At 69.7% G+C, this 24,036-nt stretch carries 22 protein-coding genes; 14 read left to right on the top strand and 8 right to left on the bottom strand.

The window, feature by feature from the left end; all coding sequences use genetic code 11:
• Positions 1 to 2 precede the first annotated feature (2 nt).
• Complete coding sequence (locus ACFVVM_RS27565; protein ID WP_387624010.1) at positions 3 to 1,274, top strand: FAD-binding oxidoreductase; 1,272 nt, start codon at positions 3 to 5, stop codon at positions 1,272 to 1,274.
• A gap of 101 nt (positions 1,275 to 1,375) precedes the next feature.
• Here ACFVVM_RS27565 and ACFVVM_RS27560 read toward each other — a convergent pair whose 3' ends face one another.
• Both ACFVVM_RS27560 and ACFVVM_RS27555 read right to left on the bottom strand, forming a co-directional pair.
• Entirely contained in the window at positions 1,376 to 1,792 is a 417-nt protein-coding gene (locus ACFVVM_RS27560) for a cytochrome c oxidase subunit 4 (protein ID WP_387624007.1), read from the bottom strand.
• 10 nt (positions 1,793 to 1,802) lie between these two features.
• The gene (locus tag ACFVVM_RS27555) at positions 1,803 to 2,924 is read right to left on the bottom strand and encodes a cytochrome c oxidase subunit II (protein WP_387624005.1); all 1,122 of its coding nucleotides are present in this window, start codon (positions 2,922 to 2,924) and stop codon (positions 1,803 to 1,805) included.
• Positions 2,925 to 3,276: 352 nt separating this feature from the next.
• Here ACFVVM_RS27555 and asnB point away from each other — a divergent pair, with 352 nt between their 5' ends.
• Positions 3,277 to 5,220: an asparagine synthase (glutamine-hydrolyzing) gene (asnB, locus tag ACFVVM_RS27550; RefSeq protein WP_387624003.1), complete on the top strand. Its 1,944-nt coding sequence runs from the start codon at positions 3,277 to 3,279 to the stop codon at positions 5,218 to 5,220.
• Between the two features lie 60 nt (positions 5,221 to 5,280).
• Here asnB and ACFVVM_RS27545 read toward each other — a convergent pair whose 3' ends face one another.
• Both ACFVVM_RS27545 and ACFVVM_RS27540 read right to left on the bottom strand, forming a co-directional pair.
• Positions 5,281 to 6,249, bottom strand: coding sequence for a carbohydrate kinase family protein (locus ACFVVM_RS27545; protein ID WP_387624001.1), 969 nt, complete (start codon positions 6,247 to 6,249; stop codon positions 5,281 to 5,283).
• 222 nt (positions 6,250 to 6,471) lie between these two features.
• Entirely contained in the window at positions 6,472 to 6,828 is a 357-nt protein-coding gene (locus tag ACFVVM_RS27540; protein ID WP_071927238.1) for an iron-sulfur cluster assembly accessory protein, read from the bottom strand.
• A gap of 257 nt (positions 6,829 to 7,085) precedes the next feature.
• Here ACFVVM_RS27540 and ACFVVM_RS27535 point away from each other — a divergent pair, with 257 nt between their 5' ends.
• Positions 7,086 to 7,745 (top strand): DUF3043 domain-containing protein, encoded by a 660-nt coding sequence (locus ACFVVM_RS27535; RefSeq protein ID WP_387623998.1) that lies wholly within the window; start codon positions 7,086 to 7,088, stop codon positions 7,743 to 7,745.
• Between the two features lie 53 nt (positions 7,746 to 7,798).
• On the opposite strand, the gene ACFVVM_RS27530 is transcribed toward ACFVVM_RS27535, so the two are convergent.
• Positions 7,799 to 7,966 carry a hypothetical protein gene (locus ACFVVM_RS27530; protein ID WP_387623995.1) on the bottom strand — a complete coding sequence of 56 codons (168 nt, stop codon included), beginning with the start codon at positions 7,964 to 7,966 and terminating at the stop codon, positions 7,799 to 7,801.
• Positions 7,967 to 8,052: 86 nt separating this feature from the next.
• On the opposite strand from ACFVVM_RS27530, the gene ACFVVM_RS27525 reads away from it, so the two are divergent.
• The 6 genes from ACFVVM_RS27525 to ACFVVM_RS27500 all read left to right on the top strand — a co-directional run bounded on the left by ACFVVM_RS27525 (position 8,053) and on the right by ACFVVM_RS27500 (position 13,516).
• Positions 8,053 to 9,024 carry a helix-turn-helix domain-containing protein gene (locus ACFVVM_RS27525; RefSeq protein ID WP_387623992.1) on the top strand — a complete coding sequence of 324 codons (972 nt, stop codon included), beginning with the start codon at positions 8,053 to 8,055 and terminating at the stop codon, positions 9,022 to 9,024.
• 177 nt (positions 9,025 to 9,201) lie between these two features.
• Complete coding sequence (locus tag ACFVVM_RS27520; protein ID WP_387623990.1) at positions 9,202 to 10,119, top strand: alpha/beta hydrolase; 918 nt, start codon at positions 9,202 to 9,204, stop codon at positions 10,117 to 10,119.
• Between the two features lie 52 nt (positions 10,120 to 10,171).
• Entirely contained in the window at positions 10,172 to 10,693 is a 522-nt protein-coding gene (locus ACFVVM_RS27515; RefSeq protein ID WP_387623988.1) for a bifunctional adenosylcobinamide kinase/adenosylcobinamide-phosphate guanylyltransferase, read from the top strand.
• Positions 10,694 to 10,732: 39 nt separating this feature from the next.
• Positions 10,733 to 11,845 carry a nicotinate-nucleotide--dimethylbenzimidazole phosphoribosyltransferase gene (gene cobT, locus ACFVVM_RS27510; protein WP_387623985.1) on the top strand — a complete coding sequence of 371 codons (1,113 nt, stop codon included), beginning with the start codon at positions 10,733 to 10,735 and terminating at the stop codon, positions 11,843 to 11,845.
• 73 nt (positions 11,846 to 11,918) lie between these two features.
• Positions 11,919 to 12,668 (top strand): adenosylcobinamide-GDP ribazoletransferase, encoded by a 750-nt coding sequence (locus tag ACFVVM_RS27505; RefSeq protein WP_387623982.1) that lies wholly within the window; start codon positions 11,919 to 11,921, stop codon positions 12,666 to 12,668.
• Between the two features lie 134 nt (positions 12,669 to 12,802).
• Entirely contained in the window at positions 12,803 to 13,516 is a 714-nt protein-coding gene (locus ACFVVM_RS27500; protein WP_387623979.1) for an MBL fold metallo-hydrolase, read from the top strand.
• A gap of 55 nt (positions 13,517 to 13,571) precedes the next feature.
• Here ACFVVM_RS27500 and ACFVVM_RS27495 read toward each other — a convergent pair whose 3' ends face one another.
• Both ACFVVM_RS27495 and gcvT read right to left on the bottom strand, forming a co-directional pair.
• Complete coding sequence (locus tag ACFVVM_RS27495) at positions 13,572 to 14,669, bottom strand: branched-chain amino acid aminotransferase (protein WP_387623977.1); 1,098 nt, start codon at positions 14,667 to 14,669, stop codon at positions 13,572 to 13,574.
• Between the two features lie 54 nt (positions 14,670 to 14,723).
• Positions 14,724 to 15,824 (bottom strand): glycine cleavage system aminomethyltransferase GcvT, encoded by a 1,101-nt coding sequence (gene gcvT, locus ACFVVM_RS27490; RefSeq protein WP_387623975.1) that lies wholly within the window; start codon positions 15,822 to 15,824, stop codon positions 14,724 to 14,726.
• Positions 15,825 to 15,983: 159 nt separating this feature from the next.
• On the opposite strand from gcvT, the gene ACFVVM_RS27485 reads away from it, so the two are divergent.
• The 3 genes from ACFVVM_RS27485 (at position 15,984) to ACFVVM_RS27475 (ending at position 19,555) form a co-directional block, all read left to right on the top strand.
• Complete coding sequence (locus ACFVVM_RS27485; RefSeq protein WP_387623972.1) at positions 15,984 to 16,169, top strand: hypothetical protein; 186 nt, start codon at positions 15,984 to 15,986, stop codon at positions 16,167 to 16,169.
• Positions 16,170 to 16,237: 68 nt separating this feature from the next.
• Entirely contained in the window at positions 16,238 to 17,788 is a 1,551-nt protein-coding gene (locus ACFVVM_RS27480) for a phosphatase PAP2 family protein (RefSeq protein WP_387623969.1), read from the top strand.
• A gap of 24 nt (positions 17,789 to 17,812) precedes the next feature.
• Positions 17,813 to 19,555, top strand: coding sequence for a hypothetical protein (locus ACFVVM_RS27475; RefSeq protein WP_387623967.1), 1,743 nt, complete (start codon positions 17,813 to 17,815; stop codon positions 19,553 to 19,555).
• A 796-nt stretch (positions 19,556 to 20,351) separates the two neighbouring features.
• Here ACFVVM_RS27475 and ACFVVM_RS27470 read toward each other — a convergent pair.
• Positions 20,352 to 22,325: an NB-ARC domain-containing protein gene (locus ACFVVM_RS27470; RefSeq protein ID WP_387623964.1), complete on the bottom strand. Its 1,974-nt coding sequence runs from the start codon at positions 22,323 to 22,325 to the stop codon at positions 20,352 to 20,354.
• A 78-nt stretch (positions 22,326 to 22,403) separates the two neighbouring features.
• Here ACFVVM_RS27470 and ACFVVM_RS27465 point away from each other — a divergent pair, with 78 nt between their 5' ends.
• Both ACFVVM_RS27465 and ACFVVM_RS27460 read left to right on the top strand, forming a co-directional pair.
• Positions 22,404 to 23,270 carry a pentapeptide repeat-containing protein gene (locus ACFVVM_RS27465; protein ID WP_387623961.1) on the top strand — a complete coding sequence of 289 codons (867 nt, stop codon included), beginning with the start codon at positions 22,404 to 22,406 and terminating at the stop codon, positions 23,268 to 23,270.
• Between the two features lie 111 nt (positions 23,271 to 23,381).
• Positions 23,382 to 24,011 (top strand): nucleotidyltransferase domain-containing protein, encoded by a 630-nt coding sequence (locus ACFVVM_RS27460; protein ID WP_387623959.1) that lies wholly within the window; start codon positions 23,382 to 23,384, stop codon positions 24,009 to 24,011.
• The last annotated feature ends 25 nt before the right edge of the window (positions 24,012 to 24,036 follow it).

The raw sequence follows: 24,036 nt of genomic DNA, 5'->3' as shown, positions 1-24,036 counted from the left end.
TCATGGGCACGCCGCATTCCGTCATCTCCGAAGAATATCTCCCCACCGACACGGCGGATGTCGTTCGCACTGTGCGTGATTCGCGTGATCGTTCGGAACGGTTGACGGTTCGCGGCGGTGAGCAGACCGAAGAGTCCTATGGGCTGGCCGATCAGCGCGGCGTGCTCTCGCTGCGCAAGATGAACTCGGTCCTCGACATCAACCTCGGCCGGCGCACCGTGCGTGTACAGGCCGGGGCGAAGCTGTCCGAGATCGACCGGCGCCTCGGCGCGCACGGACTCGGCCTGCCGGTGGTGGGCGATCACCGCGACATCACCGCGGGCGGATTCGCCTCCGTCGGCGGCGTGAGCACCGCCTCGCACCGCTACGGCATGTTCATCGACCAGATCGTCGACCTCGAGTACGTCGACCCCGACGGCCGGATCGGCACCTGCGGGCGCGGCCACCACACCGAGCGCTTCCACCGCATCCTCGGCGCGGGCGGGCGCGCGGGCATCATCACCGCGCTGACCCTGGACGTGGTGGAGGTCGACAAGGACCACACCTGGCTCACCACCGACGCCGACCGGTTCCTCGACTTCGACTCCTTCGTCGAGCACGCCACCACCGAGATCACCAACCCCGGCAGCGCGGCACTGCAGGTCGGCCGCTGGGTCGACACCGCCCCGCTGAAGGTGGCGCGCCCCGTCGGCACCGGCCAGGTGACCCTCGGCGCGGTCCGCTTCGGCCAGTGGTCGAGCCTCTACCCCACCGCGCCCACCCGTGGCCTGCGGGCCCGGCGCGAGGTCGGCACCCGCACCCGCAAGTCGCTGGGCGCCATCGCCTCCGCGGCGGGCGGGCGCGCGGGCATGCCGGTGCGCAACGCCGCCGCAGGCGCGCTCATGTTCGCGCCGAAGGTGCTCACCATCCGCGACGCCGAATACCTGGCCGACACGGTGATCAACTCCTCCGAGCGCGGCCCCGCCTACCGCGTCGGCGTGTTCGCCCCCCTGGCCAACTACGGTTCGGTGTTCTACGGCCTGCACGACCTGTTCGCCGGTCACCGCGAGCGCACCGGCTGCTTCACCGTCATCTCCGCGATGACCTACGGCGTGCGCTCCCCATACCTGCGCGCCGAAGCCGCCGCCCGCGGCCTCTCGCCCGCCGACTACGGCCTGATCACCTTCACCTGCCGCCTGCGCCCCTCGGCCCTGCCCTCGGAGCAGCTGCGCGAGATCGTCTCCGGCATCGACGACATCTGCCGCTCGGAACAGGCCCTGCGCTACAGCGTGTAGGCGCCATTGGGGCCCCGGGCGCGGGGCCCTGGGACGAATTCGGTGACATACGAGGAAGGCCCCCACCAGATGTGGTGGGGGCCTTCCTCTGTGTCTGTGACTCAGTGCTTTTCGGCTCCGAGGTAGTACTCGAAGACCAGGCCGGCCGAGGCGGCGAGCACCAGCGCGACGCCGAGGGCGATCAGCCAGAACTGGAAGAACGCCAGGCCCAGGGCGGTCACCGAACCGGCCGCGGCCAGCAGGATGGGCCAGAAGCTGCCGGGCGAGAAGAAGCCCAGGTCGCCCGCGCCGTCGACGATCTCGGCGTCCTCGTAGTCCTCGGGCCGCAGGTCGATGCGACGCGCGACGAAGCGGAAGTAGGTACCGATGATCAGCGACAGACCCGCGGTCAGCACGATCGCGGTGGTGCCCGCCCACTCCACACCGGTGCGCGACTGCGCGGTGAAGAAGCCGTAGACGATGCCCACCAGGATGAAGAACGCCGTGAGCAGTTCGAAGATCCGCGCTTCGATCCTCATATCAGAATCCTCACTTGCTCTCGTTCACCGAAGCGCTCTTGATATCGCGCTTGGTGTTGAAGGGGTACGTGGAGGTGGCCACCGGCGACTCGCCGATCGACTCGAGCGCCTCACCGTTGGTCTTGCCGTCGATGCGCGCCTGCAGGTACTGGGCGAACTTCTCCGGCGAGACCGCCCGGACCTCGAAGTTCATCATCGAGTGGTAGGTACCGCACATCTCGGCGCAGCGGCCGACGAAGGCACCTTCCTTCTCGATCTCCGTGATCTGGAAGACGTTGTCGGAGTGGTTTTCCTTCGGGTTCGGCATCACGTCGCGCTTGAACAGGAACTCCGGCACCCAGAAGGCGTGGATCACGTCGGCGGCGGCGAGCTGGAACTCGATGCGCTTACCGGTCGGCAGCACCAGGACCGGGATCTCGGTGCTGGAACCGTAGGTCTCCACCTTGTCGTAGTGCAGGTAGGAGATGACGTCGTTCTCCGGCTTGCCGTGCACCGGGCCCGGCATCGGGTGACCGTCTTCGTCCTTGCGCTCGGCGTACTCGAGGACCTGCTGCTCGTTGGCGGCCTCGCGCTCGTGGTCGATGCCGTCCCAGGTGAGCCCGCCGACGTTGTTCACGCCGCGGTAGCCGAACTTCCAGTTCCACTGGAAGGCGGTCACGTCGACGGTGACATCCGGGTTGTCGACCTTCTCGTGCACGTAGTTCTGCACGACCACGGTGAAGTAGAACAGCACCGCGATGATCACGAACGGGATCGCGGTGTAGGTCAGCTCCAGCGACACGTTGTACCCGGTCTGGCGCGGGAACTCCGGGGAGTCCTTGCGCTTGCGGTGCACGATGATCGTCCAGAAGGTCAGACCCCAGACCAGCACGCCCATGGCGAGCGCGGCCAGCACCGACCAGGTCCACAGTTCCCGCATCCGGGCGGCCTCCGGCGTGATGCCCGAGGGCCAGCCGAACCGCAGCCAGACATTGTCGATCGAGCAGCCCGAGACGAGCACCGCGGTGATCCCCAAGGACACCGCCAGCCCGGCCCGCCGAAGGATACGGCCCTGCCGACCCCGAACGGGTCGTGCCCCGATCTCTTCGCTCGCCTTGTGCGCCACGCTCACGCCTTCCTGGTCGCCACACATTCCGACACATCGCGTCGTCCGGGCCGCGATTCGCCCGTTCCGACACGTCTTTCAAGCACGTTTCAGGCCGCCCTCGAGTATTGCCGCTGTGAGGCCTGCACACCTGAGAAGGACCTGAGTACTACGCAGCGTAGACCAAAGTGGGCGCTGTCTTGTCACGGGGTCGCATTCGACACTCCGCGACAACCGGTGCGGACCCGGCGACCTGCGGTTTGCCGCCCACGCGGGTGGGGAAGGGGTGCTACGCCGGGTTGCGCGCGGCGCGTCGCGCGGGCGTGCGGCATACTCGGACACAGCGTTTCGGCCCGCCCGTGGCCACTCCATCACCGAACGAGAGAAGGTTGCCGACACCGTGTGCGGACTGCTCGGATTCCTGACCGCTGATCCGGCGACGACCGAGGTGGTCGACCAGGTGTACGACGCGCTGCACTGCCAGCGGCATCGTGGCCCGGACGAGAAGGGCACCTGGCACGACGAGCACATGATCTTCGGCTTCAACCGCCTCTCGATCATCGACATCGAACACTCGCACCAGCCGCTGCGCTGGGGCCCCGCCGAGAACCCGCAGCGCTACGCGATGACGTTCAACGGCGAGATCTACAACTATCTCGAACTGCGCGAGCAGCTCGCCGCCGAGCACGCGGCGGAATTCCCCGACGGCAAGATCTTCGCCACCGACGGTGACGGCGAGTCCATCGTGGCGGCCTTCCACTTCTGGGGTCCCGAGGCCGTGCGCAAGCTGCGCGGCATGTTCGCCTTCGCGATCTGGGACACCGAGAAGCAGGAGCTGTTCCTCGCGCGCGATCCGTTCGGCATCAAGCCGCTGTTCATCGCGACCGGCCCCGGCGGCACCGCCTTCGCCAGCGAGAAGAAGAGCGTGCTGGAACTGCTGAGCCCGCTCGGGGTGTCCGACGAGCTCGACCCGCGCGCCCTCGAGCACTACACGGTGCTGCAGTACGTGCCCGAGCCCGAGTCGCTGCACCGCAACATCCGCCGCCTCGAATCCGGCACCTACGCCACCGTCGCGGTCGGCCAGGAGCCGAAGACCACCCGCTACTTCCGCCCCGATTTCCGGGTGCGCCCGTTCGCCGAGGGCGAGGCGCAGGCCCGCTACGCCGAGATCGCCGCCGCACTCGAGGACTCCGTCGCCAAGCACATGCGCGCCGATGTCACCGTCGGCTCGTTCCTGTCCGGCGGCATCGATTCCACCGCCATCGCGGCGCTGGCCATGCGGCACAACCCGAAGCTGATCACCTTCACCACCGGGTTCGAGCGCGAGGGCTACTCCGAGGTCGACGTGGCCGCCGAGAGCGCCGAGCTGATCGGCGCGCGCCACATCGTCAAGGTCGTCTCCCCCGCCGAGTTCGCCGCCGCGATCCCCGAGATCGTCTGGTACCTCGACGACCCGGTCGCCGACCCGGCGCTGGTTCCGCTGTACTTCGTGGCCAAGGAGGCCCGTAAGCACGTCAAGGTGGTGCTCTCCGGTGAGGGCGCCGACGAGCTGTTCGGCGGCTACACCATCTACCGGGAACCGTTGTCGCTCAAGCCCTTCGAGTACCTGCCCGCCGGGTTGCGCAGGCTCGCGGGCAAGCTCGGCGACAAGATGCCCGACGGCAGGCGCGGCAAGTCCCTGCTGCAGCGCGGGTCGCTGTCGCTCGAGGACCGCTACTACGGCAACGCGCGCAGCTTCAACGACGCCCAGCTGCGCTCGGTCCTGCGCGAGTTCCGTCCCGAGTGGACCCACCAGGACGTCACCGCCCCGATCTACGCCCAGTCCGCGGGCTGGGACCCGGTGACCCGCATGCAGCACCTGGACCTGTTCACCTGGCTGCGCGGCGACATCCTGGTCAAGGCCGACAAGATGACCATGGCCAACTCCCTCGAATTGCGCGTGCCGTTCCTCGACAACGAGGTCATGCGCGTCGCCCAGGGCCTGCCCTACGAGCAGAAGATCTCCAAGGACACCTCGAAGTACGCCTTGCGCCGGGCGCTGGACGGCATCGTCCCCGATCACGTCCTGCACCGCGCCAAGCTCGGCTTCCCGGTCCCGCTGCGGCACTGGCTGCGTGGCACCGAACTCTACGACTGGGCCGAGGCCCAGATCGCGGATTCCCAGACCGACCACCTGCTGAACAAGCCCGCCATCCTCCAGATGCTCCGCGACCACCGCGCGGGCACCTCCGATCACAGCCGCCGCCTCTGGACCCTGCTCGTCTTCATGATCTGGCACGGCATCTTCGTCGAAGACCGCATCAAGCCCGAGATCCAGGAACCCACCTACCCGGTCTCGCTGTAGCACCGACGACGAACGCCCCTCGGATCCGTGGATCCGAGGGGCGTTCGTCGTCCTTGCGGCTTACAGGAGCGCGGACAGTTCGTCGGCGGCGTCGGAGCCGTAGGCCTTGGTGAGGCGTTCGAGGGCGTCCTCGGTGTTGAGGGTCCATTCCTGGGTGCCGGTGGTCTCCAGGACGAGGACGGCGATGAGGGAGCCGAGCTGGGCGGCGCGTTCGAGGCTCAGGCCCGCGCGGTGGGCGGTGAGGAAGCCGGCGCGGAAGCCGTCGCCGACGCCGGTCGGGTCGACCTTGGCGGTCTCGGGCACGACCCCGACGCGGACCTCGGTGCCGTCGGCGTCGACGACGAGGACACCCTCGGAGCCCAGTGTGGTCACCCGGATACCGACCTTGGCGGCGACCTCGGCTTCGGTCAGGCCGGTCTTCTGCAGCAGCAGGGCCCACTCGTACTTGTTGGTGAACAGGTAGGCCGCGCCGTCGACGAGTTCGGTCGCCTGCTCACCGTCGAGGCGGGCCAGCTGCTGGGACGGGTCGGCGGCGTAGGCGATGCCCTGCGCCTTGGCCTGGCGGGTGTGCGCGACCATCGCCTCGGGATCGTTGGCGCCGACCAGCACCAGGTCGACCTCGTGCGCGGCGGCGATCGCGGCGATGTCGATGTCGCGCGCCTCGCTCATCGCGCCCGGGTAGAACGACGCGATCTGCGCCATCGCCTCATCGGTGGTGCAGACGAACCGCGCGGTGTGCGCCTTCTCGGAGACGTGCACGGCCGAACAGTCGACCCCGCTGTTCTCGAGCCACTGCCGGTACTCGGCGAAATCGGCGCCCACCGCACCGACGAGCAGCGGCCGCTGCTTCAACAGACCCATCGCGTAGGCGATGTTGCCCGCCACGCCGCCGCGACGGATCTGCAGATCGTCGACGAGGAAACTCAGGGACACATGATCGAGCTGATCGGCGAGCAGCACATCGGCGAACTTGCCGGGAAAACGCATGAGGTGGTCGGTGGCGATGGACGCGGACACAGCAACAGACACGAGGCAGGGCCCCTTCGACGCTAGGCGGGGAAACAGAAAAAGCCCGGGACCAACCGATCCCGGACTTCAACGGTAGCAAGCGTCACACCACCTGCGGTTCACCTCAACGCAACCACAACGTTTTCGGCCGCCCCGCAACCGAGGGGCGAGACGTCACGGCGAAGCCGGAGTATCGCCCCTCGGTTGCGGGGTTACGAGGCCGAAAACCCGCGGCGCCAGCCGCTAGTTGAAGCTGTCTCCACACGCGCACGAACCCGTCGCGTTGGGGTTGTCGATGGTGAAGCCCTGCTTCTCGATGGTGTCGACGAAGTCGATCGAGGCGCCCTGGATGTAGGGGGCGCTCATGCGGTCGACGGCCAGCTTCACGCCGGAGAAGTCGACGACGATGTCACCGTCGAGGACGCGATCGTCGAAGAAGAGCTGGTAGCGCAGACCCGCACAACCACCCGGCTGCACGGCGATCCGCAGGGCGAGGTCGTCGCGACCTTCCTGGTCGAGCAGCGCCTTCGCCTTGGCGGCGGCAGCGTCGGTCAGCGTCGCACCGTGGGTCTCGGTGGCGGTCTCGTTCTGCACAGTCATGGACACTCCTAGTTCGGTCAGCCCGTCAACGGACCTCAGGTGCACAGCGCACGCCTGATTTCAACACCAGCGCGCGACCTGCTATTCCTATTCTGCCACTCCGGCCGCAACCCGTGGACACGACCTGGGTGCTTCGCCCCACACTACGCGCCACCACGGGGTGATCCAGCTCCCACCTGGCCCGGCGACGAGACCGGCCACACTGCGAACCGGACCGCGTTTCCCCCTCGTCGACGTCATCGAATAGCCTGGTGAACGTGAAATTGTTCCGTCGCGACGAGTCCAGCACCATCGACGAGTCCGTCGACCCCTCGGTGCAGGACGTCGAACAGACCGCCCCCGCACCCGCTTCGACCACCCCCGGCAAGGGTCGTCCCACCCCGAAAAGGCGTGAGGCAGAAGGAAAGCGGCGCGGCCCGATGGCCCCGGCTCCGCTGACCCGCAAGGAGGCCCGCGCCCGCCGCAAGGCGGTCAAGGGCACCAAGGCCGACCGCAAGGCCGCCGCCGCCGATCGCCGCGCCGCCGTGCAGGAGCGCCGCGCCCGCATGCTGGCCGGCGAGGACAAGTACCTGCTGCCGCGCGATCAGGGTCCGGTCCGCGCCTACGTGCGTGATCTGGTCGACGCCCGCCGCAATCTGGTCGGCCTGTTCATGCCGATGGCGCTGGTGCTGATCATGTCGATGTTCGTGGCGCCGGGTCTGCAGACCATCGTGACCCTGGCGATGCTGGTGATGATGATGTTCATGATCATCGAGGGCTTCGTGCTCGGCAAGATCGTGAACAACCGGGTGATCGAGCGCTTCCCCGACACCACCGACACCGGTTTCAAGCTCGGCTGGTACTCGTTCGTCCGCGCCTCGCAGATCCGCAAGATGCGTGCTCCCAAGCCGCGCGTCGGCCCCGGCGACGCCGTCTGAGAATTCCGCTCCGAATGCCGTTCCCTCCGCCGGAGGGGGCGGCATTCGCGCGTTCAGTGGTGGCCGGGGCGGATGTTGTTCGCGTATCCGGCGATGGCGGCGAGTTCGGCGCTGACCCGCTGGGCGTCGCGGTCGACGACCCCGCTCGAGCCCGCGGTGCCGCGGCCGACGAGCACGGCGAGTCCGACGATGATGGCGAAGGCGATCAGAAAAGTAAGCATGGCAGAAAGTTTGCGCTCGTCTGATTTCGGCCGAAAGTGGCTGTTCTGTCATTGTGCGTAAATATTCGGCCAGATAGCATGGGGTGGTGCTGTCGAAGGTTGCCGTCGTCCTCAACGAGAAGCTCGCCATGTTCGAATTCGGCGTCGTCTGCGAGGTTTTCGGGCTCGACCGGACCGCCGACGGCCTGCCCGGCTTCGACTTCCGGGTCTGCGGCGCCGAACCGGGCACACCGCTGCGCTCGACCACCCCGGGCGTCACCGTCACGCCCGAATTCGGCCTCGACGAGCTGGTGCGCGCCGATCTGGTCGCCATCCCGGCCTCCCCGATCGTCGTCGACGACGAATACGACCAGCGTGTCGTCGAGGCCGTGCGGGCGGCGTCCGAGGCGGGCGCGACCGTGCTCACCGTCTGCTCCGGCGCCTTCCTGGCCGGTGCCGCGGGCCTGCTCGACGGCCGCAAGTGCACCACCCACTGGCGCTATGTCGACAAACTCGCCGCGCGCTTTCCCGGCGCCACCGTGGACCCCGACGTGCTGTTCGTCGACGAGGGCAATCTGATCACCAGTGCGGGCACCGCCGCCGGGATCGATGCCTGCCTGCATCTGGTCCGCCGGGAGATCGGTTCGGCCGCGGCCAACGGCATCGCCCGCCGCATGGTGGTGCCGCCCCAGCGCGACGGCGGCCAGCGCCAGTTCATCGAGCAGCCCGTGCCCGAATGCCGGACCGACAGCCTGTCGAGCATTCTGAGCTGGCTCACCGAGAACCTCACCCACCCGCACACCGTCGACGAGCTGGCGGCCCGCGCGAGCATGTCCACCCGCACCTTCGCGCGCCGGTTCGCCGCCGAGACCGGCACCACCCCGGTCAAGTGGCTCACCACCCAGCGGGTGCTGTTCGCCAAGCACCTGCTCGAGGCCACCGACCTGCCGCTCGAACGGATCGCCGATCAGTCCGGTTTCGGCTCCGGCGCGCTGCTGCGCCACCATTTCCAGCGCCAGGTCGGCATCGCCCCCACCGAGTACCGCCGCCGTTTCGGCGCTCCCGCGGAGGAACGCTGACGGCTGTCATGAACCTGTAAAGAAGTGACCGAAACCGCTGTGAGCGGCCACAATCGGCGACCCCGGCCGGTCGTCGGCGGCCGGAATCGGCTTGACGCGGTCCCCCGCCGCTGGTCAGCTGACTGAGTGTTGCGCGCTGAGTCGGGTAGGTTTCGTCGGCTGAGAAAAGTACTGACGGTGGTCACCGCCGCGGTGTTCGTCTCCTCGATCGGGCTGCCCGCCGCCACGGCAGCGCCCGTCGCCCGCACGCCCGCAGGCGGTTTCGAGGAGCTGTTCGTCCCGTCGAGCATGGGCCCGATCAAGGTGCAGGTGCAGTGGGCCGCGCGTGGCGGCAGCTCGGCGCTCTATCTGCTCGACGGTCTGCGCGCGCCCGCCGGGCACAGCCAGTGGACCACCGACACCGACGCCCTGCGCCAATTCGCCGGCGACGACGTGACACTGGTGTTCCCGGTCGGCGGCCACTCCAGCTTCTACACCGACTGGTACCGGCCGAGCAGCACCAACAACCAGACCACGACCTACAAGTGGGAAACCTTCCTCACCCGCGAGCTGCCCGATTTCCTCGCGGGTTACGGCGTCTCCCGCACGAACAACGCGATCGCGGGCGCGTCGATGGGCGGCAACGCGGCGCTGATCCTGGCCGCCCACCATCGCGATCAGTTCCGCTTCGCCGGATCGTTCTCCGGCTTCGTCAACCCGACGTATCCGCTGTGGAACGAGGCGATGCGCGCCGCCATGCTCGACGAGGGCGGGTTCGACGTCGACGACATGTGGGGCCCGGCAGGCGATCCCGCGTGGAGCCGCAACGACGCCACCGTCCAGGCCGAGCGGTTGCGCGGCTTGCCCATGTACGTGACGACGGGCAATGGCGTTCCGGGCCCGCTCGACCTGCCGCATGGCGCGGCCAACACCGCCAACGCGATGGCCCTGGAGTCGATGACCGTGGTCGCGGCGAGCATCTTCCGCGATCGGGTTACCGCGCTCGACATCTCGGCGCGGGTGGACATCCTCAACGGAACGCACACCTGGCCGTACTGGCAGCAGGCGCTCACCACGGCGCGCCCGATGATCCTCGACGCCCTCGACGCGCGCTGATCCCGCACCGCACGCGGCAGAACCCGACGGTGCCGCTTGCTACCGTGCTCGAATGGCCACCCGCACTCTCGTCCTCGGCGGCGCGCGCTCCGGTAAGTCCGCCTTCGCGGAGAACCTGCTGGCCGACGCGGGCGTGGTCCGCTACCTCGCGACCGCCGTTCTAGACCCGACCGACCACGACTTCGCCGACCGGATCGCCGGACATCGCGACCGGCGCCCCGCCCACTGGTCGACCGTCGAGAACACCGAGCCCGCAGCCGTTCTCGCCGATCCGGCACCCGCCACCCTGCTCGACGACATCGGCACCTGGCTCACCGCCCGCCTCGATGCGCGCGCCGCCTGGGAGGCACCACGTGGCACCGTCGCCCCCGATTGCGACGGGCTCGTCGCCGCGGTCGAGGACTACCGGGAGCGGCTGGTGATCGTCTCGCCCGAGGTCGGGATGGGTGTCATCCCCGCGACGCGCTCGGGCCGGTTGTTCCGCGACGAGATCGGCACGCTCAACCAGCGTCTGGCGCGGGCGTGCGACGAGGCGTTCCTCATCGTGGCCGGGTTGCCGGTCCGGTTGAAATGAGACGGGTCGGTCGGCGCGGCGGGTCCTGATCCGGGCAAGATGGGCGTCGAACACCCCGGCACCACACCGAAAGGCTCGCCAGTGACTCACGGATTCGCCCCGGTCTCGGCCCCCGACGCGCAGGTCCGCGCGGCGGCCGAACAGCGCCAGCGACAGCTGACCAAACCGGCCGGATCGCTGGGACGGCTCGAAGAGCTGGGCAACTGGATCGCCGCCTGCCAGGGCGTCTGCCCGCCCGCGCAGTTCGAGCGGGCCCGCGTGGTGGTCTTCGCCGGTGATCACGGCGTCGCCAAGCACGGCGTCTCGGCGTATCCGAGCGAGGTCACCGCGCAGATGGTGGCCAACTTCCTGGCCGGTGGCGCGGCGGTGAACGCGCTGGCCGCGGTGGCGGGTGCGACCGTGCGGGTCGTCGACATCGCCGTCGACGGGGACACCGAACCCTCGATCGCCGGGCACAAGGTGCGCCGGGGCAGCGGGTCGATCGACCGCGAGGACGCGCTGACCGAGGACGAGGTCGCCGCGGCGCTGGCGGCGGGCCGCGCGATCGCCGACGAGGAGATCGACGCGGGCGCCGACCTGCTCGTGGCCGGTGACATGGGCATCGGCAACACCACCCCCGCCACCGTCCTGATCGCCACCCTCACCGGCACCGAACCGGTCGCCGCCGTCGGCCGGGGCACCGGGGTCGACGACGCGGGCTGGATCCGCAAGGTCGCCGCCATCCGCGACGGCATGCGCCGCGCCCGTCCCGTCGCCACCGATCCCGTCGACCTGCTCCGCGTCGCCGCGGGCGCCGACTTCGCCGCCATGACCGGCTTCCTGGCCCAGGCCGCGACCCGCCGCACCCCCGTCCTGCTCGACGGTGTCGTCGTCACCGCCGCCGCCCTGGTCGCCGAGGACCTCGCCGCCGGCGCCAAGGCCTGGTGGCTGCCCGCCCACCGCTCCACCGAACCCGCCCACGACCTGGCCCTGAAACACCTGCGCCTGGAACCCCTCATCGACCTCGACATGCGCCTCGGCGAAGGCTCCGGCGCCCTCACCGCCCTCCCGATCCTGCGCGCCGCCGTCGCCGCCCTCGCCGAGATGTCGACCTTCGCCGACGCGGGCGTGAGCACCGCCGAGGAAACGACCACCGTCGACCTGGTCAAGTGACCCCAACCCCCTCGCCGATCACCCACCGCGCTCGCCGCCCAACGTCGAGCACCGGCGGCAACGGACCGCGGCCGTGAGCGGCATCCGGCTGGCCATCTCGTGGCTCACCGTCGCACCGGTCACCGGACCGGCCACTGTCGACCGCCGCATCGCGGGTCAGGCGATCACGCTCGCCCCGGTGATCGGTCTCGGGCTCGGTGGCATCGCGGCCGGGGCCACGTGGTTGTTCGTCCAGGCGGGGGTCACCAGCATTCTCGCGGGCCTGCTCGCGGTCGGGCTGCTCGCGCTGCTCACCCGGGGCATGCATCTGGACGGGCTGGCCGACACGGTCGACGGACTCGGCAGCTACGGCCCGCCCGCACGCGCACGGGAGATCATGAAGTCCGGCGGGGCCGGGCCTTTCGGGGTGGCCGCCCTCATCTTCGCGATCGCGGTGCAGGCGGTGGCGTTCGCGTCGCTGGCCGACCAGCAGCGCTGGTTCGCGATCGTGCTCGCTGTCGCCGCGGGCCGGGTGGCCGTGGTGCTGGCGTGCCGCCCCGGCGTCACAGCCGCCCCCGACGCGGGTTTCGGCGCGCTGGTCGCGGGCACTCAGTCGCGCGTCGTGGTCGCGATCTGGCCGGTCATCGCCATCGCCGCCGCCGTGGCGGTCGTGCCCAGTGCGCTCTGGCTCGGCCCGATCGTCATGGTGGCCGCCCTCGCGCTGGGTCTGCTGATCACCCGCCATTGTGTGCGCCGCTTCGAAGGTCTCTCGGGCGATGTGCTCGGCGCGCTGGTCGAGATCACGGTCGCGGTGGCCGCGGTGGGGTTCACCCTGCGCGGATAGCGCGGAACCTCGGTGTCGGCAAACTCCAACTGGTCACAAGTCCAAGACATGGCCGCTTGTGTGCTCGCACAGATCGTCCGGTCAGCGGTATGCGGATGCGTCCCCAGCACACCGGTGGCAATACAGTGGACGGCATGTCTTCGGAGCGCCTCTACTTCCGCCAGCTGCTGTCCGGCCGGGATTACGCCGTCGGCGATCCGATCGCCACGCAGATGCGCAACTTCGCGTATCTGATCGGCGATCGGGAGACCGGCGAGACCGTCCTGGTCGACCCCGCCTACGCGGCGGCGGACCTGGTCGAGGTCGCCGAGGCCGACGGGATGCGCGTGACCGGCGTGCTCGCCACCCACCACCACCCCGACCACGTCGGCGGCACCATGCTCGGTTTCACCCTCGGCGGCGTGCGCGAGCTGCTGGAGAAGACCAGCGTTCCCGTCCACGTGAACAAGCAGGAGCTGGACTGGGTCGCCCAGACCACCGGCATCGCCCCCAGCGAACTGACCGGCCACGACCACGGCGACAAGGTGAAGGTCGGCACGTTCGACATCGAACTCCTGCACACCCCCGGTCACACCCCCGGCAGCCAGTGCTTCCTGTTCGACGGCCGCCTCATCTCCGGCGACACCCTGTTCGTCGACGGCTGCGGCCGCACCGATTTCCCCGGCGGCGACTCCGAGGAGATGTTCCGCAGCCTCCGCTACCTGTCGGCCCTCGACGGCAACCCCGTCGTCTACCCCGGCCACTGGTACTCCGAAGAGCCCAGCGCCGCACTGGCTGCCATCCGCGACAACAACTACGTTCTGCGCCCGCAGTCCTTACAGCAGTGGCAGGCCCTGATGCCGGGCTGACAGCGACGGAGCGGGCCCCGATCCGGGACCCGCTCCGTCAATGCTGTTGGGGCGCTTACAGATTCTTCATCCAGCCGTGGGTGTCGGCGAAGGTGCCGCGCTGGATGCCGGTGAGCGTGTCGCGCAAGGCCATGGTGACCTCACCCGGCTCGCCGCCACCGATGCTGAATTCACCCTCGGTCGAACGCACCCAGCCCACCGGCGTGATCACCGCCGCCGTTCCGCACGCGAAAACCTCACTGATCTCGCCGGATTCGGCGCCCTTGCGCCATTCCTCCACCGAGATCTTGCGCTCCTCGACCGGGTAGCCGGAGTCGGCGGCCAGGGTGAGCAGCGAGTCGCGGGTGATGCCGGGCAGCAGCGAACCGGACAGCTCCGGCGTCACCAGCCGGGCCTCCGAACCGGTGCCGTAGACGAAGAACAGGTTGTTGGTGCCCATCTCCTCGACATAGCGGCGCTCGCAGGCGTCCAGCCACACGACCTGATCACAGCCCTTTTCGGTGGCCTGCGCCTGCGCCAGCAGCGACGCGGCGTAGTTGCCCGCCACCTTCGCCTCACCGGTGCCGCCGGGCGCCGCCCGCACGTACTCGGTGGACAGCCACACCCGCACCGGCTTCACGCCGCGCGGGAAGTACGCGCCCGCGGGCGAGGCCAGCAGCAGGTACTTGTAGGCCGCCGCGGGCTTCACGCCGAGACCGGCCTCGGTGGAGAACATGAACGGCCGCAGGTACAGCGAATCCTCGCCACCGGCGGCGGGCACCCAGTCGGCGTCCACGTCGAGCAGCTGACGCACGGACTCGATGAACAGTTCCTCGGGCAGCTCCGCCATCGCCATCCGCGCCGCCGAGCGACGGAACCGCGCGGCATTGGCGTCGATGCGGAAGGTGGCGATGCTGCCGTCGGACTGGCGGTAGGCCTTGAGCCCCTCGAAGATCGCCTGACCGTAGTGGAAGACCATGGTCGCCGGGTCCATCGACAGCGGGCCGTACGGCTCGACGCGCGCGTTGCCCCACTGGCCGTCGGCGTAGTCGATCGAGACCATGTGATCGGTGAAGAACCGCCCGAACCCGGGGGCCGCCAGTACCTCTTCCCGCTGCTGCGCCGAGATGGGCGCGGGATGCGGAATACGAGTGAACTGTGCAGCAACTGTCATGATGCGATCCTATCCGGGCCGAATTCTCACTGTCTCGCCCCCACTACTGGGGAATTACTTGGTGTTGGTCTCCACGAACGGCGGCTTGACGACCGTGCAGCGCAGCTTTCGACCGCGCACGTCGACCTCCACCTCGTCGCCGGGTGCCAGCTTGGCATCGGTGTCGAGCAGCGCCAGCGCGATGCCCACCTTGAGCGAGGGCGAGAACGTCCCCGAGGTGGTCTCGCCGACCGGCTCACCGTCGCGCAGCACGGTCTGGCCCTGCCGCAGCACGCCGCGGTCCAGGGCCCGCAGGCCGAGCAGGGTGCGGCGCGGGCCGTCGGCCTTCTCCTGCTCGAGCGCGGCCTTGCCCCAGAACTCCGGCTTCTTCCAGCCGACCGCCCAGCCGGTGCGGGCCTGGTTCGGGGTGATGTCGACGGAGAGCTCGTGGCCGTGCAGCGGGTAGCCCATCTCGGTGCGCAGCGTGTCGCGCGCGCCGAGGCCGGCGGGCTCGCCCCCGGCGGAGCGCACCTGCTCGACCAGGGCGCGGAACACCGCTTCGGCATCGTCCCAGCGCGGCAGCAGCTCGTAGCCGTGCTCGCCGGTGTAGCCGGTCCGGCACACCCGCACCGGGCGGCCCTGCCACTCGGCGTCGGCGTAGGCCATGTACTCCATCTCGGTGGGCAGGCCGAGCGCGGCCAGAACCTCGGTCGACTTCGGGCCCTGCACGGCGAAGACCGCGTAGTCGCGGTGCTCGTCGGTAACCGTGATCGACTCCGGCGCCACCTTGCGCAGTTCGGCCACCACCGCCGCGGTGTTGGCCGCGTTCGGGACGAGGAACACCTCGTCGTCGCCGACGTAGTAGGCGATCAGGTCGTCGATCACCCCGCCCTCGGGGGTACAGCACAGCGTGTACTGCGCCTTGCCCGGCCGGATCCGCCCCAGGTCGTTGGTCAGCGCCGAGTTCACGAACGCCGCCGCGCCCGTACCGCGCACGGTCGCCTTGCCGAGGTGGCTCACGTCGAACAGGCCCACCGTGGTCCTGGTCGCGGTGTGCTCGCCCACCGTGCCCGCGTAGGAGACCGGCATCGCCCACCCCCCGAACGGCGCGAAGGTGGCGCCGAGCTCGACGTGGACGTCATGGATCGGACCCTGCAGCAGGTTGGAGTCGGTCATCGGCCGAGTTTATCGCCGACAGTGTGACCAGCGGGTCCGAGGTGTCGACCGCACGCCGGTCCGGCAACCTATGCGAGCCGCCCGGCCCGGACCCAGACCCGACAATTGGGGGCGGCCGCGAGCTCGATTCGAGCGAATTTCACTGCGAGAGTATCGATCATGAACATTCGCAAGATCTGTCTCGGCGCGCTCGTCGTCGCCGCTCCCCTGCTCATCGCCGCCCCGGCCGCCAACGCCGATACCGGATCGTCGCAGATCAACCTCGGCTGCATCCTCCAGTCGCTGTCCGGCGAGTCGCCCACCGCCGACTGCGATCCCCCGGGGATACCCGCTGCCACACCGTAATTCGCCCGCGAACGCGATGGTTGCCGACTCGGGAGCCACCGACCGCCCGCGGCGGTAGTGTCGGTGCGGTGAGTGAGTTGCGCGGCCGCCGATTCCGCCATGTCGCCCGGATGGACGAATCCGTGAGCCGGGCCGTGTCCCGGATTCCGGAGTCCTCGGCCGATGCCGGGATCCTGCGGCTCACCCGTTCGGCGAACACCGGCCGCCTGTGGCTGGCCGTCGCGGCGGCGCTCGCGGTCCGGCCCGGGCCGCCGCGCCGGGCCGCGCTGCGCGGTGTGATCGCCTTGGGCGGCACCAGTTTCGTGGTGAACCTGGTGCTCAAGTCACTGATCCCGCGGCGTCGCCCACCGGCGGAACTGATGCCGCTGGGCCGTCGCCTGGTCGACACTCCCATCTCCTCGTCGTTCCCCTCCGGCCACAGCGCCAACGCGGCGGCCTTCGCCACGGCGGTCGCGCTGGAAAGCCCGCGCGCCGCCCTGGCGGTGGCACCGGTGGCCGCGGCCGTCGCCTACTCGCGCATCCACACCGGTGCGCACTGGCCCTCCGACGTCCTGGTCGGCGCCGCCGTCGGCACCGGGGTCGCCCTGACGACCCGTCGCTGGTGGCCGATCCGTGAGTCCGACGAGGCCGACGCGCACGCCGTCCACGACGCCCCTGTCCTGACCGAGGGCAAGGGGCTGCTGTTGCTGATCAATCCGCGCTCCGGCGATGCCGCCTACGACCCCACCGCCGACATCGCCGAGGCCATGCCCGCGGCGACCCTGCTGCAGACCGCACCGGGCCGCGACGCCATCGACCAGCTCCAGGAAGCCATCGACCCGTCGATCGTCGCGGTCGGGGCGGCCGGTGGTGACGGCACCATCGCCGCGGCCGCCGCCGTCGCGGTCCGCAACAAGCTGCCCCTCGTCGTCGTCCCCACAGGCACCCTCAACCACTTCGCGCGCGACCTCGGCGTCTACGACCTGCGCGAGGTCGTGGACGCGACCGGCGTGGGCGAGGCCGTCGAGGTCGACATCGCCGCGGTCGAATTCGACACCCCCGACGGTCCGCGCACCCACCACCTGATCAATACCGCCAGCATCGGCGCCTATCCCGACCTGGTCCGGCTGCGCGAGAAGTGGGAGGACCGCTGGGGCAAGTGGCCCTCCTTCGCCGCCGCCCTCGTGGTCACCCTGCGCCGCGCCGAACCGATCCGCGCGCGGATCGACGACCGCTGGCACGACCTGTGGTTCCTGTTCGTCGGCAACGGCCCCTACCACCCGCACGGCGCGGTCCCGGCCTTCCGTTCCCGCCTGGACGAAGGCCTGCTCGATGTCCGGTGGCTGCGCGCCGACGTCCGTTTCTCCCGCACGCGTGCCGTCCTCGCCCTGATGCTCGCCGCGATCGGGCACAGCCGGGTCTACGGCGAGCGGCAGATGCGCGAACTCACCGTCGTCCTGGACGCGCCCGCCCCGGTCGCCGCCGACGGCGAAGTGGTCGGCACCTCGAGCACCCTGCGCTTCGCCATCGCGGGCCGCGTCCCCGCCTACCGCCGCGACGAGGACAACCCCCGCTGGGAGAACCGCGCCCGCCCCCACCACCGCCGCCCCCTGGCCTGGCTCACCGACCGCCGCCGCTGACCGGCCAGGCAGTAGCATCACCGGGTGTCACCCAGCGCCAGACCCCGTTTCGCCGCGGACCGCACCGCCCGCTGGTCCACCTTCGGCCACGAACGCGTGGTCCTGGCGGTGGTCCACAACATCACCGCGGCGACCCGCCTGTTCGACACCCTGCCGGTCCTGGCCACCGACCCCCGCATCCGCATCGTCTTCACCCGCACCGGCTCCTCCGCCTTCGACCGTGGGACCACCGAATTCCTCGCGCGGCGCGGGGTGACGGAAATCAGTTGGGGCGAGGCTTGCCGAAACAGTTTCGATCTCGCACTTTCCGCGAGTTATGGTGGAGAACTCCATAGAATTGATGCACCGCTATTTGTTATTCCCCACGGAATGGGATACAATAAATATCTGAACAAAGAAACAAAGAAACAAAGAAACAAAGAAACAAAGAAACAAAGAAACAATTCGGTTTTCGGTTTGTCGGCGGAGTGGCTCCTACATGAGGGCGCCCTCGTGCCGACCGCGATCGTGCTCTCGCACAACGAACAACGTGACCGCCTGATCTCGGCCGTTCCCGCCGCCGCACCCCGCGCTCTCGTCGCCGGTGACATCTGCTTCGATCAATTGTCCGCGAGTCTGCCGCTGCGCGCGAGCTACCGCCGCGCCTATGGTTTGCCCGCCCACCGGAAATTACTCGTCATCTCTTCCACGTGGGGCAGCAACGACGCACTCCTCGCCCGCCATCCGAAATTGCCACTGCGCTTGGCAGAATCCCTCCCCGCCGACAAATTCCAGATCGTCATCGCCGCGCATCCCAATATCGCCGCCGAACATTCATCGTGGCAGCTGGGTGAATATCTCGCCGCGGCCACCCGCGCAGGCGTCCACCTCCTCGACGATGTCGACGCTTGGAAAGCCGCGGTCGTCGCCGCCGACCTCGTGCTCGGCGATCACGGCTCGATTCCGTTCTACGCGACCGCCCTCGGCGTCGCGCCCCTGCTGGCGACGGCACCGGCGCACGCACTCGATCCGGCGTCCCCGATCGCCGGATTCCTCGCCACCGCACCCCATCTGGACCTCGACGGTGATCTGGCGGCACAGATCGAGGCGGCGATCACCGACCACGATCCCGGCCGCTACACCGCGCACACCGCACTCACGACCTCCCACCCGCTGGCCGGCGCCGCGATCCTGCGCCGCGCGATGTACGAGACCATGGATCTGCCCGAACCCGATGCGCCGGCGGAACTTCCGGCCGCGCCCTTGCCACGCGCCGCGTTGCCCCGGGCCCAATCCCACCTCGTGCTGGTCCGCTCCGCCGAACACGGCACGGCGCAGGTCACGCGCTACCCCGCCGAGCGCCTGAGTTCCGGCACCGACCTACCACGCGGCGCCCACCTCGCCGTCGGGGTCAACGAACCGCTACACCGCTGGCTCCGCCTCGCCGACATCATGATCGGCGCCCCCGGCCCCGACACGCGCCGCTGGATCACCGACACCCTGCACGGCCTCCCCGGCTGCCGCCTCGCCGCAGCCCCCGTCCGCCCCGGTGAATGGCTGATCGGCATCGACCCGTCACCCATGGACACCGAAACACCCACACCGAGCACCGAACCCGACCTTCTCACCGTCACCGGCTCCGACGACGCCTGCCGCCTGTTCGCCTCGATCACCCACCACCACCTCGCCCGCACCGCCGACCCGAGCACCCTCGCCGGCACGTGGACCATCGAGTGCGCCGGTGTGTCCCACCGGGTCTCGGCTGATCCAACATCGACGACCGAGTAGCCCACGATATCAAGATCATCAGGCTCTGGTGGCGGTCACTTCTCGGCCGATACTTGCAGGAGAGCCTGGTGATCAACTGTCCAGCAGGAGCGGAGTCGTCCTGCGGGCGGTCCGGGTCGCGGGAGCGCCCGTGGTGCAGGTCGCGCCCCGGCGCGATCACGTACCCGACGCGATCTCGCGCCCGGCCCGGTCGCGCGCCCGGCGCGATCACGTGCCCGGCGCGATCACGTACCCGGCCCGGTCGCGCGCCCGGCCCGGTCGCGCGCCCGGCGCGGTCTCGTGCCCAGCGCGGTCTCGTGCCCAGCGCGGTCTCGTGCCCAGCGCGGTCTCGTGCCCAGCCCGGTCTCGTGCCCAGCCCGGTCTCGTGCCCAGCCCGGTCGCGTGCCCAGCCCGGTCGCGCGCCCGGCCCGGTCGCGTGCCCGAGGCGGTCGCGTGCCCAGCCCGGTCGCGTGCCAGGCGCGATCTCGTGCCCAGCGCGGTCTCATGCCCGGCGCGGTCTCATGCCCAGCGCGGTCTCATGCCTGGCGCGGTCTCATGCCTGGCGCGGTCTCATGCCCAGCGCAGTCTCGTGCCCGGCGCGGTCTCATGCCCAGCGCAGTCTCATGCCCAGCGCAGTCGCATGCCCGGCGCAGTCGCATGCCCGGCGCAGTCTCATGCCCAGCGCAGTCTCGTGCCCGGCGCGGTCTCATGCCCAGCGCAGTCACGTGCCCGACGCGGTCTCATGCCCAGCGCAGTCTCATGCTCAGCACAGAACAATCCGCAGCGCCGCATCGGACGTTGATGGCGAGCGCCTCGATCAGCGGCCCGGCAGCGCGGCGAGCTGGGCCCTCGTTCGCTGTGCTGCCGCCAGGTGCCCGACCCGCTCGTAGTGGGTGATGGCCTGGGCGAGGAATTCGCGGGCGGCGGCGTTCATGCCACGGGCCTGCTCGACCTGGGCCGAGGCGACCTCGATCTCGGCGAGGTCGAAATATCTGCGCAAGGTCGTCATCACCGCGTGGGCGGCGGCGAGTTCGTCGGCCGCGGTGTCGTAGTCGCCGATGCTGGCCAAGGTGCGTCCACGCCAGTATTTCGCCTTGGCGAGATTGTCGGCTTCGGCGGTCGGCGCGGCGGCGAATCCGGTTGCCGCGGTGTCCAGGAGGGCGAGTGCGGTTTCGGGTGACTCCACCTTCGCCAGGTGTAGCGCCGCGATCAGGATTCGGCGCTGGTCCCCGATCTGGTCGGCGAGTTCGGCGTTGCGGCGCAACAGGTCGAGCGCCTCGTAGGTTCGGCCCTGTTCGAAGCGAGTCAAGCCGAGACCCTCGAGCGCGCTGGCTTCCAGATCCATGCGTGTCGCGGCGGCCGCGCCCGCGGCGAAGTCCTCGGCCGCCAACTCGTGATCACCTGCCCACAGGTGGGCGAATCCCCGTTGAATGTGCAGCAGGCTCACCACATCCGGCTGACCCGCGCGCCCGGCCGCGACCAGGCCCCAGCCGTGCAACAGGCGCAGATCGTCGAGGATCTTCTCCTTCTCGTGGAACGCCCACAGCAGGACCGCCCAACGCTGCGGATAGTGCTCATCGCCCGCGGCATCGGCGAAGGCCGCGGCCGCCAGGATCGCGCTGCGCTCCTGCCGCAGCCATGCTCGGGCCTGCTCGGCAGTCGCGAAAAGCGCACTGGTGGTGTCGTTCTCGGACAGCAGGAGCGTCCGCCACGGCCGACCGGGCGCGATCAGCCCATCGGCGGCCGCGATCTGACGGTCGTAGAACGCGACGAGCCGCCATTGTTCGGCGTCGCGCTCCGCCGCCGGTCGATCGTCCACCTCGGCCGCGTGTCGGCGCACCAATTCCCGCACCTGGTAGCGGTCGGCGCCGACGGGCTTGAGCAAGTGCGTGTCGGCCAAGTCGATCAACAGTTCGGCGACCTCGCCCACCGGCCACTCCAGCGCCGCCGCCAGGGCGTCCGCACCCACGCGGCCACCGTGCGCGGGCAGGCCGAGCGCGCGGTAGCACCGGCGAGTCCGCTCCGGCAGCGAGCGGTAGGCGGCGCCGTAGACGCGTTCCAGCGGTAGCGCGGTGCGCCGTCGGGTGTCGTCGCGCAGGCGCTCGACGGTGTCGGCCAGCGGGGAGGTGCTCCGCGCGGCGGCACGGTAGGCCATCGAGGCGACGATCCGCAGTGCCTGTGGCAGGTGCCCGCACAGTGCGATCAGCGCGGCTGCGGCCTCGGGTTCGGCGGCACAGCGTTCGTGGCCGATCAGCGATTCCAGTAGTTGGCGGGCCGCGTTGTCATCGAGTGATTCGACCACGAACAGCTCCATTCCCGTCGCGTCCACCGGCGCCGCCGGTCGGGCCTCGGTCACCACGACCAGCGAGGATCCCTCGCCGGGCAGCAGTGCCCTGACCTGCTGCTCGGTGACCACGCCATCGAGGAAGACCATCAGCGACCGGTCTCTGGTCAGTGCGCGATAGCGGGCGCGGCGCGCACCACGCCGATCGGGGATGTTCTCGACCGGCTCGCCCAGCGCCCGCAGGGCGAAGCCGAGAACGTCATCGGGATGATCGGGTTGTTCGGTCCCGCCGAACGGCACATACAGCTCGCCGTCGGCGTAGTACGGGCGCATCCGGTACGCCAGCTCGACACCGAACGCGGTCTTGCCGATGCCGGGCTCCCCACTCAGGACCACCGTCCGGTTCCCCGGGCCACCCGTGAGCACTCGTTCGGTGACCTTCTTCATGAGTCGCGTGTGATTGACGAACAGGGGAACGCGTTCCGGCAGTTCAGAATTCGACACCATCTCCACGCCCCCGATCGATGACTCCGGATAGTACAGTGCGGTCTGCGATCCGGCACCGCGTCGACAGTCTGGACCCTGATGAGAATACGCGCGACCCTCACCGTCCTCGGCCTCACCGTGGCCGCCGCGATCCTGATCTATCTGATCTACCGGGTGCCGATCCTGCTCGCCGCCGACGACTTCGGCGGCCTCGGCCCCAAGGAGCGCCTCGACGCGATCGCCGCGGCGCGCACCCAGCTCGCAACCCTGATCGGCACGCCCATCGCCGTCGCCGGGCTCGTCTACACGGTGCGGAGGTTCCTGCTGGACAAGGAGAAACAGGACGTCGACCGGTTCAGCGCGGTGGTGACCCATCTCGCCTCCGACGATCCGGTCACCCGCTCCGGCGGGGTGTTCGCGTTGCAGCGACTGATGGAGGACGCGCCCCGCGAACGTGATCGTGGCCGTCGGCTGCTGGCCCGGCATCTGCAGCAGCGCACGAAGAACGGTGAATTCGCCACGGCGCCGGGGGATCTGGTCGACGCGGTGGCGGTGCTGCGTAGTCAGGTGACCGGCCGGAACCGTGCCGTCGGGCTCGATCTCGCCGGCGTCCGGCTGCCGAAGGCCGACCTGCGCGGGGCCGGGCTGCCCGAAGCCGACCTCGACCGCGCCGAGCTGACCGGGGCGAATCTGACCGGGGTGAATCTGCGCGGCGCCGATCTGTCCCATGCCAATCTCAGCGGCGCCGACCTGCGCGACAGCGACCTGCGCGACGCGGTCTTGCGCGGCACCAGATTTCACGGCGCGCGCCTCGGCGGGGCGAACCTGATCGGCGCCGAGATCGCGGGCGCGGTGTTCACCGCCGCCGATCTGGCGGGCGCTCGGCTGCGCGGTCTCGACCGCAGCCTGGCGATCGGCCTGGCCGCCGACGAACCCGCGGAATCGGCTGCCCCGGCGACCTCGTAGATCATCGATCGGGCACCGCGGCGCGGGTTTGCTCACGAACCCGCATCACCTCGATCACCATCGCCCACAACAGCCTTGCGCCCGGACCCCCGGGTGTGTCCATGATGGGTCATGAACTTCCCGGACGGTGGTCGTCCGATCACGGCAACCGACAGTGCCCGCCGCTGGGATCCCTGGACACCCAGTGTGGTGGCCGCCTGTCTCGGTTCCTGTTCGGCGCCATGGGCGATCGCGGGTGGATGGGCGCTCGACCTGTTCGCCGGGGCGATCTCGCGCGCGCACGAGGACATCGAGATCGCCGTGCCCCGAACGGACTTCCCGCAGATCGTGGCCGCCTTCCCGGAATACCGGTGGGATGTGGTCGGCGGCGGCCGCGTGTGGCCCTACGAACGTGCCGCCACCCACCCCGAGTTGCACCAGACCTGGCTGCGTGACCCGTTCACCGGCACCTACCACCTCGACGTCTTCCGTGAGCCCCACGACGGCGACACCTGGATCTGCCGCCGCGATCCCACCATCACCCTCCCCTACTCCCAGCTCATCCTGACCAGTTCCTCGCGCATCCCCTACCTGATCCCCGAGGTGGTCCTGCTGTTCAAGGCGAAGGCGCAGCGCCCCAAGGACGACACCGACTTCCACCGCATCCTCCCCCTGCTCCCACCCATCAGACTCACCCGCCTGAACACCTGGCTGGCCAAGGTCCACCCCGACCATCCCTGGCTCACCCGCATCGCCGCCTGAGCACCCAGGCGGTCGACCCACGCCA

The sequence above is a fragment of the Nocardia sp. NPDC058176 genome, from assembly GCF_042883805.1.
Classification (GTDB): Bacteria; Actinomycetota; Actinomycetes; order Mycobacteriales; family Mycobacteriaceae; genus Nocardia.
This window is presented reverse-complemented; position numbering and strand designations above follow the sequence as displayed.